The sequence below is a fragment of the Odoribacter splanchnicus DSM 20712 genome, assembly GCF_000190535.1.
Lineage (GTDB): Bacteria > Bacteroidota > Bacteroidia > Bacteroidales > Marinifilaceae > Odoribacter > Odoribacter splanchnicus.
In genome coordinates, this window is record NC_015160.1 from 1,036,237 (window position 1) to 1,051,511 (window position 15,275).

The 15,275-nt window shown below is 42.9% G+C and carries 12 protein-coding genes; 3 read left to right on the forward strand and 9 right to left on the reverse strand.

Annotation, left to right across the window (positions count from 1 at the left end; translation table 11 throughout):
• Positions 1 to 47: 47 nt before the first annotated feature.
• The 3 genes from ODOSP_RS19150 to rpmB are packed head-to-tail and all read right to left on the reverse strand — an operon-like array spanning position 48 to position 650.
• Positions 48 to 200, reverse strand: coding sequence for a DUF4295 domain-containing protein (locus ODOSP_RS19150; protein WP_013611172.1), 153 nt, complete (start codon positions 198 to 200; stop codon positions 48 to 50).
• Between the two features lie 7 nt (positions 201 to 207).
• Positions 208 to 396, reverse strand: a complete 189-nt coding sequence (rpmG, locus tag ODOSP_RS04365; protein WP_013611173.1) for a 50S ribosomal protein L33 — start codon at positions 394 to 396, stop codon at positions 208 to 210.
• An 11-nt stretch (positions 397 to 407) separates the two neighbouring features.
• Positions 408 to 650 carry a 50S ribosomal protein L28 gene (gene rpmB, locus ODOSP_RS04370; protein WP_013611174.1) on the reverse strand — a complete coding sequence of 81 codons (243 nt, stop codon included), beginning with the start codon at positions 648 to 650 and terminating at the stop codon, positions 408 to 410.
• Positions 651 to 897: 247 nt separating this feature from the next.
• Between rpmB and ODOSP_RS04375 the strand changes: the two genes are divergently transcribed.
• Positions 898 to 3,003, forward strand: a complete 2,106-nt coding sequence (locus ODOSP_RS04375; protein WP_013611175.1) for a M3 family metallopeptidase — start codon at positions 898 to 900, stop codon at positions 3,001 to 3,003.
• A gap of 123 nt (positions 3,004 to 3,126) precedes the next feature.
• Here ODOSP_RS04375 and ODOSP_RS04380 read toward each other — a convergent pair whose 3' ends face one another.
• Complete coding sequence (locus ODOSP_RS04380; protein ID WP_013611176.1) at positions 3,127 to 3,699, reverse strand: adenylate kinase; 573 nt, start codon at positions 3,697 to 3,699, stop codon at positions 3,127 to 3,129.
• 342 nt (positions 3,700 to 4,041) lie between these two features.
• Here ODOSP_RS04380 and ODOSP_RS04385 point away from each other — a divergent pair, with 342 nt between their 5' ends.
• Together ODOSP_RS04385 and ODOSP_RS04390 are read left to right on the forward strand one after the other, a co-directional pair.
• Entirely contained in the window at positions 4,042 to 5,175 is a 1,134-nt protein-coding gene (locus ODOSP_RS04385) for an OmpA family protein (protein WP_013611177.1), read from the forward strand.
• A 218-nt stretch (positions 5,176 to 5,393) separates the two neighbouring features.
• Positions 5,394 to 7,742, forward strand: coding sequence for a penicillin-binding protein 1A (locus tag ODOSP_RS04390; protein ID WP_013611178.1), 2,349 nt, complete (start codon positions 5,394 to 5,396; stop codon positions 7,740 to 7,742).
• A gap of 146 nt (positions 7,743 to 7,888) precedes the next feature.
• Here ODOSP_RS04390 and ODOSP_RS04395 read toward each other — a convergent pair whose 3' ends face one another.
• The 5 genes from ODOSP_RS04395 to ODOSP_RS04415 all read right to left on the reverse strand — a co-directional run bounded on the left by ODOSP_RS04395 (position 7,889) and on the right by ODOSP_RS04415 (position 15,254).
• Entirely contained in the window at positions 7,889 to 9,070 is a 1,182-nt protein-coding gene (locus tag ODOSP_RS04395) for a sodium:proton antiporter (RefSeq protein ID WP_013611179.1), read from the reverse strand.
• Between the two features lie 145 nt (positions 9,071 to 9,215).
• Positions 9,216 to 10,022 carry a ZIP family metal transporter gene (locus ODOSP_RS04400; protein WP_013611180.1) on the reverse strand — a complete coding sequence of 269 codons (807 nt, stop codon included), beginning with the start codon at positions 10,020 to 10,022 and terminating at the stop codon, positions 9,216 to 9,218.
• A gap of 16 nt (positions 10,023 to 10,038) precedes the next feature.
• The gene (locus ODOSP_RS04405) at positions 10,039 to 12,018 is read right to left on the reverse strand and encodes a BamA/TamA family outer membrane protein (protein ID WP_118103129.1); all 1,980 of its coding nucleotides are present in this window, start codon (positions 12,016 to 12,018) and stop codon (positions 10,039 to 10,041) included.
• A gap of 16 nt (positions 12,019 to 12,034) precedes the next feature.
• Positions 12,035 to 13,030 (reverse strand): FAD:protein FMN transferase, encoded by a 996-nt coding sequence (locus ODOSP_RS04410; protein ID WP_013611182.1) that lies wholly within the window; start codon positions 13,028 to 13,030, stop codon positions 12,035 to 12,037.
• A 31-nt stretch (positions 13,031 to 13,061) separates the two neighbouring features.
• Entirely contained in the window at positions 13,062 to 15,254 is a 2,193-nt protein-coding gene (locus tag ODOSP_RS04415) for a patatin-like phospholipase family protein (RefSeq protein ID WP_013611183.1), read from the reverse strand.
• Positions 15,255 to 15,275: the final 21 nt, after the last annotated feature.

A 15,275-nucleotide genomic window follows, 5' to 3' on the forward strand; every position in this document is an offset into this window, starting at 1 on the left:
GCCAAATACTTTTTGGACACCCTCTTCTTTTATATAAAAGAAACATCTTATTTCTTCAATACTTCTTTTACCTGATCGGTGGTAACCATTTGTTCTTTGAACATATAGGCACCAGTTTTCGGAGATTTAACCATTTTGATTACTTTTGCATAACCACGACCATCTCCGGTTTTCAATGTTGCAACGGTTTTCTTTGCCATAGTTCAATTATTTTATTTCACGGTGTAACGTTACTCTTTTCAAATACGGATTGTACTTTTTCAGTTCCAATCTTTCAGGAGTATTCTTTCTATTCTTGGTAGTGATGTACCGGGACATTCCTGGCACGCCGGATTCTTTTTGTTCAGTACATTCAAGAATCACCTGCACTCTGTTTCCTTTGCTTTTCTTTGCCATCGTCAGTGATTTTAAATAGTTTTAATTAATCCAGCAGCAGTAGCATCTTTTAAACATGCATTTAAACCTCTTTTATTAATCAAACGAAGACCATCGGCTGAAACATTCAGGCGAATCCATCTGTCTTCTTCTGGCCAATAAAAATTTCTCTTGAACAGGTTGATCGAGAATGTTCTCTTTACTCTTCTTTTAGAGTGAGATACATGGTTTCCACCCATTGCTCTTTTTCCGGTTATTTGACAAACTCTTGACATCTCTCAGTATTTTTTATAAACGCTTTCCAAACAGGATGCAAAGGAAATACATTTTTTTCAGATAAGCAAATGTCTTACAAAAAAAGTTCGAATAATTTCCCCGTCATGGATTTATACCTGCCTCAAACTGGGAACAATAACTGTCCGCAGTCCCCGTTTTTACTATATTTATCCGTTTATTTGCACTTTAGCCTATTAAATAGCTATCTTTGTGTGTAAAGATCAAAAACAATTTTACCTCACTTTTATGAAAAAAATTATGTATGTCATTTGTTTTGCAGGAATAGTGGTGCAATCCTGCAATCAACACCAACCGGTTACGGACAATCCGTTTTTAATCCCATTCGATACTCCTTTCGAAGTGCCTCCTTTCGACAAAATTCAGAATCGTCATTACCTTCCGGCTTTCCGGGAAGGGATAAAAGAACAGGAAGCAGAAATTCAGGCCATCCTGAAAAATCCGGAAGCTCCCACTTTTGCCAATACCATCGAGGCCATGGAAAAATCGGGGCAGTTGTTAAACAAGGTATCTTATGTGTTTTTCAATCTCCGGGAAGCCAATACGAACGATTCGATCAATGCCATTGCAGAGGAGATTATGCCCGAAATCACGGCTCATACGGACGGTATAAATCTGAACGCCGAGCTATTTGCCCGGATCAAAACGGTATACGATAACCAGGACAAAGAAAATCTGACTACGGAACAAAAAATGGTATTGAAAAAATATTACAACAACTTTGTTCGTGGTGGTGCCAATCTTTCGGCAGAAGACAAGGAAAAATTCAAAAAAATCAATAGTGAACTGGCTTTACTGAGTTTGAAATTCGGAGCCAACCAATTGCATGAAACGAATACCTACCGGTTGGTGATCGATAATGAAAAAGACCTGAGCGGGCTCCCGCAAGGTGTCATCGCTGCTGCTGCCGAGACAGCGAAAGAAAACGGTTTGGAAGGGAAATGGGTATTCACTTTACAGAATCCCAGTATTATGCCTTTCCTGCAATATGCAGACAACCGTAATCTGCGCGAACAGATCTACAAAGCCTATATCGACCGGGGCAGTCAGGACAATGCATACAACAATTGGGCCAACATCAGCAAAATGGTTTCTTTACGGGTACAAAAAGCCCGGCTGTTAGGCTTCCCCGACTATGCCAGCTATGTCCTCGACGATAATATGGCTAAAAATTCGGAGAACGTATATCAATTATGTAATCGAATTTGGGAAGCGGCATTACCGATCTCCAGGCAAGAAGCCCGGGAACTACAGAAAATGATCGATAAAACCGGAGGACGGTTCAAACTAGCTCCCTGGGACTGGCGCTATTATGCTGAAAAATTGAAAAAAGAGAAATACGGGTTGAACGAAACCGAAATCAGCCAATATTTTCCGCTGGAAGAAGTCCGTAAAGGTGCTTTTTATGTAGCCAACAAGTTATATGGCCTGACTTTCGAACAACTCGACAACCTTCCTCTTCCCCACCCCGAAGCCCTGGCATTCGAAGTCAAAGATGCCGACGGTAAACACATCGGAATATATTATGCCGATTATTTTCCACGGGCCGGTAAAAGCAGCGGCGCCTGGATGGACGCTTTCCGCCCGCAATCTAAATTATTGAATTCCAGTCCGGTCATTACCAATGTCTGCAATTTCACCAAACCGGCCGGAGATATGCCCGCCTTGCTTACTTTCGATGAAGCCTGTACCCTATTCCATGAGTTCGGGCATGCTTTACACGGACTACTATCCGAATGTACTTACCCCAGTGTGGCAGGCACCTCGGTTGCCCGCGATTTTGTCGAATTGCCTTCCCAGGTGATGGAAAACTGGGCCGGAGATCCCGAAGTTTTAAAAATCTATACCCACCATTGGCAAACCGGTGAACCGATGCCCCAGGAGTTAATCGATAAAATTCAAAACAGCAGTCATTTCAATCAGGGTTTCGTTGTGACGGAATTTATGTCGGCCGCCCTATTGGATATGGCGTACCACACTATTCAAAACAGCGATCCGATCGATGCGGAAAAATTCGAAAAAGAAGTACTGGATAAGATCGGTTTAATACCTGAAATCACCGTCCGCTACCGCAGTCCTTATTTCGGACATATTTTCAACGGAGGTTATTCGGCAGGCTACTATGCCTACACCTGGGCAGAAGTGTTGGATGCAGATGCTTTTGCTGCATTCAAGGAAACCGGAGATATTTTCAATCCGGAGAAAGCCAAAGCTTTCCGGGAAAATATACTCTCCCGGGGAGGTTCGGACGATCCGATGAAACTTTATAAACAATTCCGGGGCAAAGAACCCGGCATCGAACCGCTATTGGAAAGAAAAGGACTGAAAAAATAATGTTCTTTCGTGACCGGCACTTTACTGATCGGCGGAACTTCGTTCGGGATAAACACTGACTCCCGACCCGAGTTCCGCCGATTCATTTCTAAAGGATTCCGATCGAAACCAAGCCGATCTACCTTATTTCATTTCCTCTATCGCTTTCGTAATAGCATTGAACACTTCCTCTACCGGACAATTTCCTTCGACATCGATATGCACTCCCTTCTTCTTATAATGATTAGCCACGTGGACGGTTTTATCATTATATTCCCGGAACCGTTTAGCAATCGCCTCTTCGTTATCGTCAGCCCGTCCTTCGATTTTAGCCCGTTCGAGCATCCGGCGTTTTAATTCTTCGAAAGGGACATGGATACAGATCAATCCTTTCAAAGGAGTACCTTCCTTTTCCAACATCCGGTCGAGAATCTCAGCCTGAGCCACAGTACGGGGAAAACCATCGAACAGGAATCCGTTCACTCCCCGATGCTGAGCCATACTATTTTCGATCAGTCTCACCACAAATTCATCAGACAACAATTCGCCCCTTGCGATAATCTCTTCCGCTATTTTACCTAACTCGGTTCCTTCCGCAATTTCCTTGCGGATCATATCTCCTGTCGAAAGATGGGCCAGATTATATTTCTCTACAATCTTTTTTGCCTGAGTACCTTTTCCTGCTCCCGGAGGACCAAATAATGCAATGTTTAACATGTTCGTCAATTTTTGTCTGTGGACGGGTCCACTTTTGTTTTATATGTATCTGATTAAAAATAAGCAATCATCCTCCTCCGACCATACTCCCCGGAAGAAATACGATCGGAGTTCAAAGATAAAAAAAATATGTAAAGCTTAAAAGTAAAAGGTTAAAAATCATAAAAACTCACATTTTATTGACCCTATTTTGAAACGTCCTCCCCCCAAACTACGTTATTCCGGTAAGTTTTGACATTAAAATACAAGTTCATTGACACCTCTATTATTTTAAATCAAAAGATAATAACAACAAACGAAATGTAATGTCAATATTATAAGTTACTTAATTATAAAAATGTTATGAAAAAAGGATTAATGTTAATTGTTTTGGTTGCTGGTCTATGTGGAATAACAAAGGCCCAGGCGCAAGTCGAGGAAGTCATTATAGAACAACGTCTTCCGGGATACAAAACCTCATTTGAAGCCAACCCATTCTGGCATAACTGGTTTGTTTCTGCAAATTTTGGAGCGAATGCTTTCTTTGCCGAACATTCCTCACAGGCAAAATTTAAAAACACGATTACTTTTATGCCTGAGTTGGCTGTAGGTAAAATGTTCAACCCCTGGTGGGGATTACGGTTACAAGGCGGTGGCGGAGCATTACACGGTTTCACCGATAATGCCGGAAGTATGTTACACATGCATTATATGCACATGAACATCGACTTTATGATGGGATTGATAAATTTCTTCGCGAAATACAACCCCGACCGTAAATTCGATATCGTTCCTTTCTTCGGTGTCGGAGGTATGACCCGGAAACATCAGCAATCTTTCACCATCCATGGCGGTATTCAAGCCAAATACAAGATTTCTGAAAGATTCGATGCCAACATCGAATTCCAGGGCATGATCTTCAACGATAAGATGGTAGAAACCGGTGGTTTCCCGAACGATGGGCTGGGTGGACTTACTGCAGGGGTTACCTATTATTTCAAAGGCAGAGGTTTCCGTACCGCACCGAAACAAGCTGTCATCGACGAAATGGCTGCCGCCAACCTGGTATTAGCTAATCAAGTGACTCAGTTACAGAACCGTCCGCCAGAGATCAAAGTTATCGAGAAAGAAGTGGTTAGACCGGTTGAAACGAAAAATGTAGAAATCGTAGAATCTATCCCCTCTACCATCCCGTTCAAATTCAATAGCGCCGTGGTTCAGGATATTTATGACCCGTTGATCTACAATATCGGAACTTTCATGAAAAACAACCCGGATGTCAAAATCCGCATCGTAGGTTATGCCGATAAATTCGGTCCGATCAATGTAAATCTCCGGATTTCACAAGAAAGAGCCGAGGCTGTCGCCAATATGTTGAAAAAAGATTACGGCATCAATTCTAACCGGATGGTTATCGAATATGTAGGTAAAGAAAAACCTTACTACAACAACAACAACAAATGGAATCGTTGTGCCATGGTTGAAATCATCAAATAACCCTTCTGTTTCCTTAGGTATAAAGTCCGGACTTTACATCCGGACTTTTCTTTTAAATATTTTCTTCACTTTCCCCCAGCATTTCAGGTTTCACTTCATCCTCGTACCCTTCAAACTGCCAGCGGGCATGTCGGTACTAGCCGAAGTCCGACCGATAAAAGAAATTATTTTGTATTTTTGTCCGGCTAAGTCGAATTATATGCTTAGCTTTTCAGCATATGGCCCAAAAACAATATCAGAAAAAACATAAAAAAGCGGTTTCTTCTCACCGGCACCACCACAAGTTCAAGCTATTGAAATACGGGGTGCTATTTATCCTGTTTCTCGCAATCGGTATCACTCTATTTGTCTACTCGGTATATGCCGGTCTTTGGGGTAAGCTACCGGATTATGCCGAATTGCGGGATATCCGTAATGACGAAGCTTCGGAATTGTATAGCGAAGACAACTTGCTGATCGGTAAATATTATGTCGAAAACCGTACCAATGTCAATTTCAATCATATTTCCCCTTATGCCGTCAAAGCCCTGATCGCGACCGAAGATGTCCGTTTTTACGAACATGAAGGCGTAGACAAAATCAGTATGCTGAGGGTATTTTTCAAAACTGTTCTGCTGGGACACCGTAGTTCAGGCGGCGGAAGTACGCTCAGTCAGCAATTGGCTAAAAATCTGTATCCCCGGGACGAACAGCAGGTGACCTTTATACCGGTTGTGAAACTCAAAGAAATGTTTACAGCCCATCGTTTGGAAAACATTTACAGCAAAGACGATATCCTCACCCTTTACCTGAACACGGTATCTTTCGGGGAAAATACATTCGGTATCGAGAGTGCCGCTCAAAAATATTTTTCAACCTCTGCTTCCGATCTGACTATCCCTCAGGCAGCCACGTTGATCGGTATGCTCAAAGGACCTTCGCGTTACAATCCGCGTCTGCATCCGGAAAGGGCGCTCAACCGTCGCAACACGGTAATCGACCAAATGATGAAATACGATTATCTGGATGAAGAGACCGGTGAAAAAATAAAGCAGGAAGAACTACAGCTGCATTACATTCCGGTCAACCATTTTTCCGGTCTGGCTCCTTATTTACGCGAAAAAATACGCCGGGATGCCGACCGGATCCTCAAAGAATACAACGAAAAATACGGTACGAACTACAACCTATATAAGGACGGTCTTATCCTGAAAACAACTCTGGACGCAGAGATGCAGCAATATGCAGAAAATGCCGTTCAAGAGCACATGAAAAAATTACAGCAATCCTATTACACCCACCTGGGTAAACAAGAACCCTGGGACAAAAATCCCGCGATACTGAAAAATGCTATTCAGAACAGTACGGTCTATCAACGATTGAAACATCAGGGATTGGCTGAAAAAGACATACTGAAAATTCTGAATGAAAAAAAAGCGATGCTGGTATACAGCCCGGAAGAGGGAGAAATGCGGGTAGATTATTCTTCGATCGATTCGATCAAGCATTATCTGAAGATTTTGCATCCGGCAATGATTGCTGTGGAACCACAATCCGGGAAAGTAAAAGCCTGGGTCGGTGATCTGAACTATAAATATTTCCAATACGACCAGGTTGAAGCCCCGCGCCAGGTAGGATCGGTCTTTAAACCGGTCGTATACAGTGCAGCTATACATCAGGGGACCCGTCTGGACGCTTATTACAAAAATGAACAGAAAACCTATCCGGAATATGACGACTGGTCCCCACGCAATTCGGACAACAATTATGAGGGATATTACACCTTGAAAGGAGCCCTTAGTAAATCGATCAATACCATCGCTGTCGAAGTATTGCTTCAGACGGGCATAGACACCGTTATCGATCATGCCCGCCGTTTGGGTATCACCTCCGAGCTTCCTCCCTATCCTTCTTTAGCCTTGGGAGTAGCCGATATCCCCTTGCAGGAAATGGTTCGTCCTTTTATGACTTTTGCCAATAACGGAAACCTCCGTCCGATTTATTACCTGGAAGAAATCAAGGACCGCCAGGGTAATCTGATATTCAAAGCTCAGCCCGAAATTCCCCGGCAAGTACTGCCTGAAAACGAAGCCCATTTAATGAGCAATATGCTTTCGGCAGTCATCGACGAAGGAACAGGGCAAAGATTGCGTTCGGTATACGGTCTGCATAATGAAATGGCCGGGAAAACCGGTACGACCCAAAATCAGGTAGACGGCTGGTTTATCGGATATAATCCCCAGATAGTCGTCGGAATCAGAGTCGGAGCCAACGATGTAAACATCCATTTCAACACCATCCGTTTAGGACAAGGCGCCAATATGGCTATGCCTATTTTCGGCCGGTTTATGAAAGATTGCCTGGAGAGCCCGAATTATCAGGTTTGGAACAGGCTCTCCTTCCCTTTTGCCTTACCACCTCAGCAAAAAGAAACGGAAATACCGACCTTCAAAGAACATTTGAACCTGCTCGAAAAGATCTCGAACCGTAAACTGGAAAAAGTGAAACATCCCGGAACTACCGAAGAAAAAACCAAAGAAAAGAAAGGATTTTTCCGACGGTTATTTAAGAAGAAAGAGGCGAAATAATACAAACTCCGGTTCCGTCCGGCCACACCCGCAGGTCCATAGACTTTATGAACTTATTCAAACCTACCATAAATTTGGAGAAACGGAGAATGAAAGTTTATTCTTCTTTTCTCCATTGTTCCCAAGAAAAGGTATCTTTATTCCGTCTATTCTTTCAGTCCATAAGCCTGTTGTGCCAAACGTTTCACAATGACCACAAAACCACCGGTCAAAAGCAGGTTGAGTACCAAACTCAATACAGAAATAATCAGAGCGGGACCGCCCAGATTATAGCCCATAGCGATGACAATAATTCCGGCCCCAACTTCCCCCCGGGTGAACATACCGACAGAAAGGGCGAGTCTCTCTTCCAATTGCCGATCCCGATAGAAAAACAACGGAAACATCTTTCCCAAATTCGAAAGTAAAGTAACAACGATCACATGCACAACCAATACCTCCCAGGAAGGCATAGGCTGTGCAGCAATAATCCCCACAGCTTCTGTAATCCGGTGTCCATGATCGATACCGATAAACTGAGGTGTACTCAACCCCACCAGAAACATAAACAGATAAGAAATCATTCCGGTTATCTTTTCGTCCCGGTTCCCGTGTTGATGGACAGTCTTCATCACCATTCCCAAGACAAAGGCAGGCAACAATACTTCGATATGAATCGCTCCGTCAGCTCCCATCATCCACTTGGTCAAAAGATAAATACTTTCCGTTACAGCTACGATGCATACAGCATAAAATAAAATAGATTTCCAGGTTTGGGACAACCGGATCGTTCCCAGTTTTTTCCAACCGATCACTAATAAAAAAGTGATCACAATCACCACGGCAAATAACTGCCACTTAAAACCGATCATAAATATTTGCAAGGGAATCATCAGTAAGATCGTATCGAGATCGTCGAAGATCGCCAGCACCTGGGTCTTCTTATAGATCCACTCGCGCCGTAACCCGGCAGCAGCCAGCATGGTAAACAATATACCGGCAGAAGTAGGGGCCGCAAACCGGCTCAATAATAAATTCTCTTTCCAGGCATCCCAATTCCCGAACAAATCGGCAGGCAATAAGAACATATAATAAAAAGCGACCATAATCCAGGGCACGGCAGCAGTAGCCATAGCTATAAAATAATCGGCAGCATAAGATCTCCATTTCGTTTTATCCAATTCGAATTCCCGCCCGACATTAATCATAATAAATGCCAGACAAACGAACATCAAAGTCTTCGCTACCTTTTCAGCTGTCAGGAATGCCTCCCCCAACCAAACCGGTAAACACTGTGAAAGAACTAACCCTAAAACCAAAAATAAAGAAAACAAGAAGACTTTTTTCATTTACAACCAATTAATTATTTATGAATCAAAAAAATACCCTATCTTTATATTTTCAGCAAAGATAAACCGCAGAGGCACATCCTCCAAACCTCAGACCGGAGAAACGTTAAAAAATTCTGAAAATAATTACAATTGTTGTAAAATTTTAAAAAATCGAAGCACTGACCAAGACGACACCCATAATAAACATGCCTAAAATAATACTCTGTACCGACACCTTCCGGTTCCCTTTCAGTTGGGAATTGGGAATCAGTTCATTCAGTGCAGTGGCTACCAATAGTCCGGAAAGAAAAGCTTTCAGTATTCCGGTTAAAACCGGATTAGAATATTTCAGAATAAAAATATAAGCCATCAGGGCTCCGATCGGTTCGAATAAGGAAGCGATCACACTGTAGAATATAGCCCGGCGGCGATTCATCGAATCACTGATTTTATTAAACAGGGCTCCGATCGTCATCCCTTCGGGAAAGTTGTGGACAATAATAGAAAGAACCAGAGGAATAGCCACCAAAGGAGTAGCCAAAAACGACAGAAAAGTCGCCAGCCCTTCGACGAAACTATGGGCGGTAATCGTCAGAAGCACCAATATCGCTACCCGCCGGTAATATTGAAGTGAAGCGTCGTAGCGTTCCACCTCTTTTTTCTTCCACAACTTCACCAGATATCCTAAAGGATACAACAAAACGATACCGACAAAAAACCAGACCGTACTGGTGATTTTCGTCTGAGCATAAGACAATTGGGAGGATAGGATGCTGATCGAATCGGGCATCAGTTTCATAAAAGCGGTATAAATCATTATTCCGGCTGCAAATCCCAAAATGACCGAAAGGGTAACCTGGTTGACTTTTCTGAAATATAACGACGTCATCGCTCCCATAAAAGTAGAAATCGCTGCAACCAGAGTCATAATAAAAGCTAACCAAATATCAGATGACGCAAAACTTGTCATGACCTATCCGTATTTCCTATTCATACTGAATCACCTGTGGTTTTGTTACGTGATAATCATAAAAACTGCCTCTGTTCCCACTGGAAAGTATCGCTTGAAAACTCCTGCCATCCTCAGGAATAGTAGGATAAACGGCAAAACGAAAAGAAATATTTTTAATGACGACATTATCGTTTCTCAGGTTGACTCCTACCCCGAATCCCCAATACGTTTTGCTGTGTACCAATTTTTTATTGTCGGCGGCAATCACACCGAAATCACAGAAAGAAGAAATGGAAACCCGGAATCCTTTTTTAATATAGGGCAAGAAAAAAGTAGTCGCCAAAGAAGACGACAGTTTTTGATTTCCTCTTAGTGTATCGGATGAAAATCCGCGAATATTCCGATCTTCCATATACAAAAAATCGCCCGGATAACGCCGGATTCCTTTCACATAATGTACGTCGTTATAGAAACGGAATTTAAAACTGCCCCAGCTACACAAATTACTGATATGACTGGCTCCCAATTTCAGCGTCCCCCGGGTGAAACCGTCTTCGTTGACATAAGACCCCAAGGCTGCTTCCAGGGCGTAATAACGCTCGTCGTATTTATTAAAATGGGAATAGTGACACTCTCCGGCGATATAGCCATAATTATCGAATTCACTCTTTTCATACCCCGTGGTCAGACTAAGCATCAATCCCGTAGGAATATCTTCCGTACGCCCGAAATCATAGATCAGATTGGCCTTATAATACTTCATTTTGATGTAAGTAAAAGCGGCAAAATAATCCCTCCGGTTATAATACAAATGGTTGGTATCGTCTGTAACCAAAGGACGATTATTGAAAAGGGTCGTAAAAAAACGCCCCGTCAGAAACATATTCTGGTTATAGCTATACCGGTAAGGCAACAAAAAAGATTTACCTAACCATACGTCCTGATAATGATAATTGAACAACTCTTCCAACCGGTTTACATTCCGGTCCGGTAAATCATCCGAATAAAAAACACGTCCTACTCCCATCCCTCCGGCCCATTTCATCCGGTTGGTCAGGAATTGCCTTTCGACATCTACGAAAACTTCTTTTTCACGGTAATCATTGCGGTAATATCCCCGGATGTTGATATGAGTCCCCCAAAGACTGTTCACCTTATATTCCAACTCGTTTCCCCATTTTTTGTCTTTGGTTCCCCGGTAACTGAACTCATAATTCAGGACATGTCCCAATTTCATAAAGTTTTTATTTTCGAGTCCGATATCGAAAGAATTCAAGAAATTCGATTCGACCGTCGCTCCCCACGAAAGCTGATCTTTACAAATGAGGGTAACATTCACCTGAGCAGGGTTGTCCGGATCTTCCGTAACGATCATATTCGCATCATCGATATAATCCAATCTTCTCAACAAAATTTCATTTTGCACCAACTCAAAAGGTACCAATAACATGCCGGGTTTTATCGTCAACTGCCTGCGGATTACTTTTTCGGCCGTTTTCATATGGGTTTTGTTGGCTAAGTTTTTCAGCCATCCCATATCTTCCTCGAAGTAAGTGGTATCGTAAACACTAGTCCCATAAGGAGGCAGAACAACAATAGAAATATCATGAATCACTTTCCCGGAATAAGCTTTAAATCGTTCCTCACTGTTCTGCGTACGCATGACATTCAGATATCCACGATGGGGATTGACGAAGACCATTTTATAAAGTTCTTTCGTCCATTTCGCCTTATAGGCAAAGTCTTTAATTTTGGTATATTCATACCGCAGGGTATCCCGGATCAGACTATCCGGTAAATACACCGGAGACATCTTCATCTGTGCATCAACCGGTAAGGTCATCAGTGGCAAGGAATCCCGCTCCAAAAGATGTTGTAAAGACTGTGCCTGTAAACTTTTCTTAACGGTATCCAGGCGCACAGAATCTTGTACTGCCGGAATCCTATGGTCTATAGCCAGTACCCTTCCAACCCAAAAACAAATGATGAGTATAAATACGATTCTCTTCATCATTTTCCCTCACTCCTCTCTATTTTTCTACAATCAATTTTTCAAAGCCAGGTGAAATCCAGTTTTTCATTTTTCCTTCTTCCAGATAAATAAAAGCGCCTTCCAGTTCAGGATCGGCCAAAACAATCTGCCGGGCTTTTTGCAATCCCAATACCATAAAAGCAGTGGCATAAGCATCGGCTTCCATACAGGTAGGAGCATAAACCGATGCACTGAGCACTTCGGTCTGAACAGGATAACCTGTCTTGGGATTTATCGTATGGGCATACTTTTTACCGTCGTGCACATAAAAATTCCGGTAGTTGCCCGAAGTAGCCAAAGCCCCCTGACTCAGTCCGGCAATCATTTGTAACCGGCGGTTCCGAGCGGTCACATCTTCCTCGGGACGGTCGATTCCTATCCGCCAGGGCCGTTTTTTACTGCTTTGTCCTTTGGCCCTGACCTCTCCTCCGATCTCTACCATATAATCGTTCAAGCCTTTACGCTCGAAGTATTCGGCCACCAAATCTACTCCAAGTCCTTTAGCAATAGAACTGGCATCCAGCGTAATTTCCGGGTATTTTTTCTGCAATTTCCCCTCCGTCAAAGTCAGTAAATCCATACCTACAAATTGCCGTAATGTATCTATACGGGCAGAATCCGGGAAAGAATTTTGTTTAAAACCGAATCCCCAGGCATTGACCAAAGGTCCGACCGTAATATCGAAAGCTCCTTCGGTTTTCCGGTTTACTTGCAAAGCCATCGCATACATTTTCTGAAACAGAGCATCTGTACTATCCGTCTCGTTGCGGTTCAGACGGGCAATAACCGATTCGGGATTAAACATGGAAAGAGAAGCGTTTACCGACTCCATTTGCCGGAGAATTTCCTCTTTCAAATCCTCGTCAGAAGCATAGGATATATGATAAAATGTACCGTAAATCTTTCCTTCGGTATACCGATATTGCTGTACCGGTGTACAACCTCCGATCCCTAACCCCCAGGCCAAACAGATGCAAATCCAATATTTTCCCATTTATTTCCGTTTTTATTACAATTACTCCAATTTAAAAATAATAGCCGAGATTGAAATACACCCCTAATTTCTGGTCCCAATTGGACATATCGAAGGTGACACTGATCGGTCCGATAATGGAATTATAAGCATAACCGGCACCTCCACCCCAAACATCGTCTCCTTTCAGAATATCGAAAAAGCTTTCCGACTGTTTGGCATAATTCCCGGTTAAAGTGATGTAATGCCTCATTCCCAAGCGATATCTCAACTGTAAACGCCCCACGACCACCGAATTATCGAACACCTGCAGATTATGGATACCGTAAAAAGGCAATTGCTGATTCATATACCTTCCGGCTACTTCTCCACCGACATAATTCAGATAAGGAATGGCTATATCGCGTCCGATCAATACCCTTCCGTACAAAGCCGGCAAAAGATATACCCTACGGGTCAGCCGGACGGTCGGTTCGAAATCGGCCGATAAGGCCGAAAAAGGAGCATGCCCGTCATAATTGACCATATTATCGGTGTAAAGTGAATAATCAGCCCGGAAACTCATCCCCTTGTCCGGAAAATATTTCTTATCGTAAGTATCGAAATGAGCTAAAGCATAGTAGCTGGCAAATCCCTGTGACTTCAGATTTTCCGCTATATAATCGGTATTGTACAGGACGGATTTATAATTGAAATATTCATACCGTAACCCCAATTGAAATTTGAAATTCCGGAAATAAATATCCGATAAATTCAGGTCTCCGCGATGATAAGAGAAAGTAATATTATCGACTTTGTCTTTTTTATCGTACAGATTGATATCGTTGTATTTGAACATATAGGATACGCCCAATTTTCTCAGCATATTACTGCCGAAAGAATAATCCACCAATACGTAAGGGTTTTTATTCAAACGTCCGGTAATCGACAGTCTGGACCCCCTCAACGCCCTATGGCTAAGGGTTGTATTCAACAGGATCGAAGCCATTTCTTCCGAGTCGAAACGGAATCCCAGATTCAGTGAACTGGCCGGTTTTTCTTTCAGCCGTAGCGTCAGGTCATAAATCTGATCCCCGTTGAGGGCATAGTTTACATTGGCAAAAGCCCCGGTACCGTATAAAAAAGAAATCGCTTTGTGTAAATCATCCATGGTGATGACAGAAAATTCTTTGATCCCGATTTGCCGTTGTATCCATTTTTCATCTTTTTCCTTCACTCCTTCGATAGAAATTTTTCCTATAATAAGAGTGTCTGTTTCCAAAAACCTGTTTTCGAGATGGGGAGCAGCATCTTCGTCCGGTTCAAGACCGATCTGTTTCTTCAAAGCCATAATTTTATCCCAATTGGCCCGGGCTACCCGTTCTCCTCTTTGAATCATCGTATCGATAGCCTCCGCAGTAAAACTGGCCGCAGTAAATCCTTTCAGATCCGGATTCATATACAAATCCACCATCGCTTTATTATTCTCATAACTCTTCATGCCCATAAAAGCCGTCAGCTGATCGACGATCCCCATGATATTATCCAGTCCTTTCTCATCTTTCAACCCTGTGCTGAGATCCACCCCGATGGTAATTTCGGCTCCCATATTTTTAGCCACATCCACGGGAAAATTATTCGAGATACCTCCGTCTACCAATACCATACTATCGATAGTTACGGGAGCGAAGACTCCCGGGATAGCCATACTCGCCCGCATCGCCAAAGGCAGTATCCCCTTGTCCATCACCACTTCTTTCCCATCGATCATATTGGCCGACACACAAGCGAACGGAATCGGTAAATCCCGGAACGGAATCGAATCGTGAAAACCGATGGTCAATTCGGAAAACAGGTTATAAATATTCTGTCCGCTCACGAAACCTGCCGGTACCGAAAGACCTTTTTCCTGGGAAAAAGAAAGGGAAATGAGGTATTTCTCATTGGATTCTTTCTCGGTAAAAGGCTGGTTGAAACGATATACCTTATCGCTCAGCAAGAAAGGCCAGTTCTGCATCCTGACCAAACTATCCAGCGCCTTGGCATTATATCCGACGGCATACAACCCTCCGACAATAGCCCCCATACTCGTCCCGGAAATATAATCGATCGGAATCCCCGCTTCCTCGAGCACTTTCAGCACACCGATATGAGCAACTCCTTTCGCCCCCCCACCACTCAGCACGACTCCTACTTTTTTACGCTGTCCCAGCGTATCGGGACAAATCAAACAAAAAACAATCAGAACAGATAAAATATATCTCATAAGCGTATTCCAAATAATTTG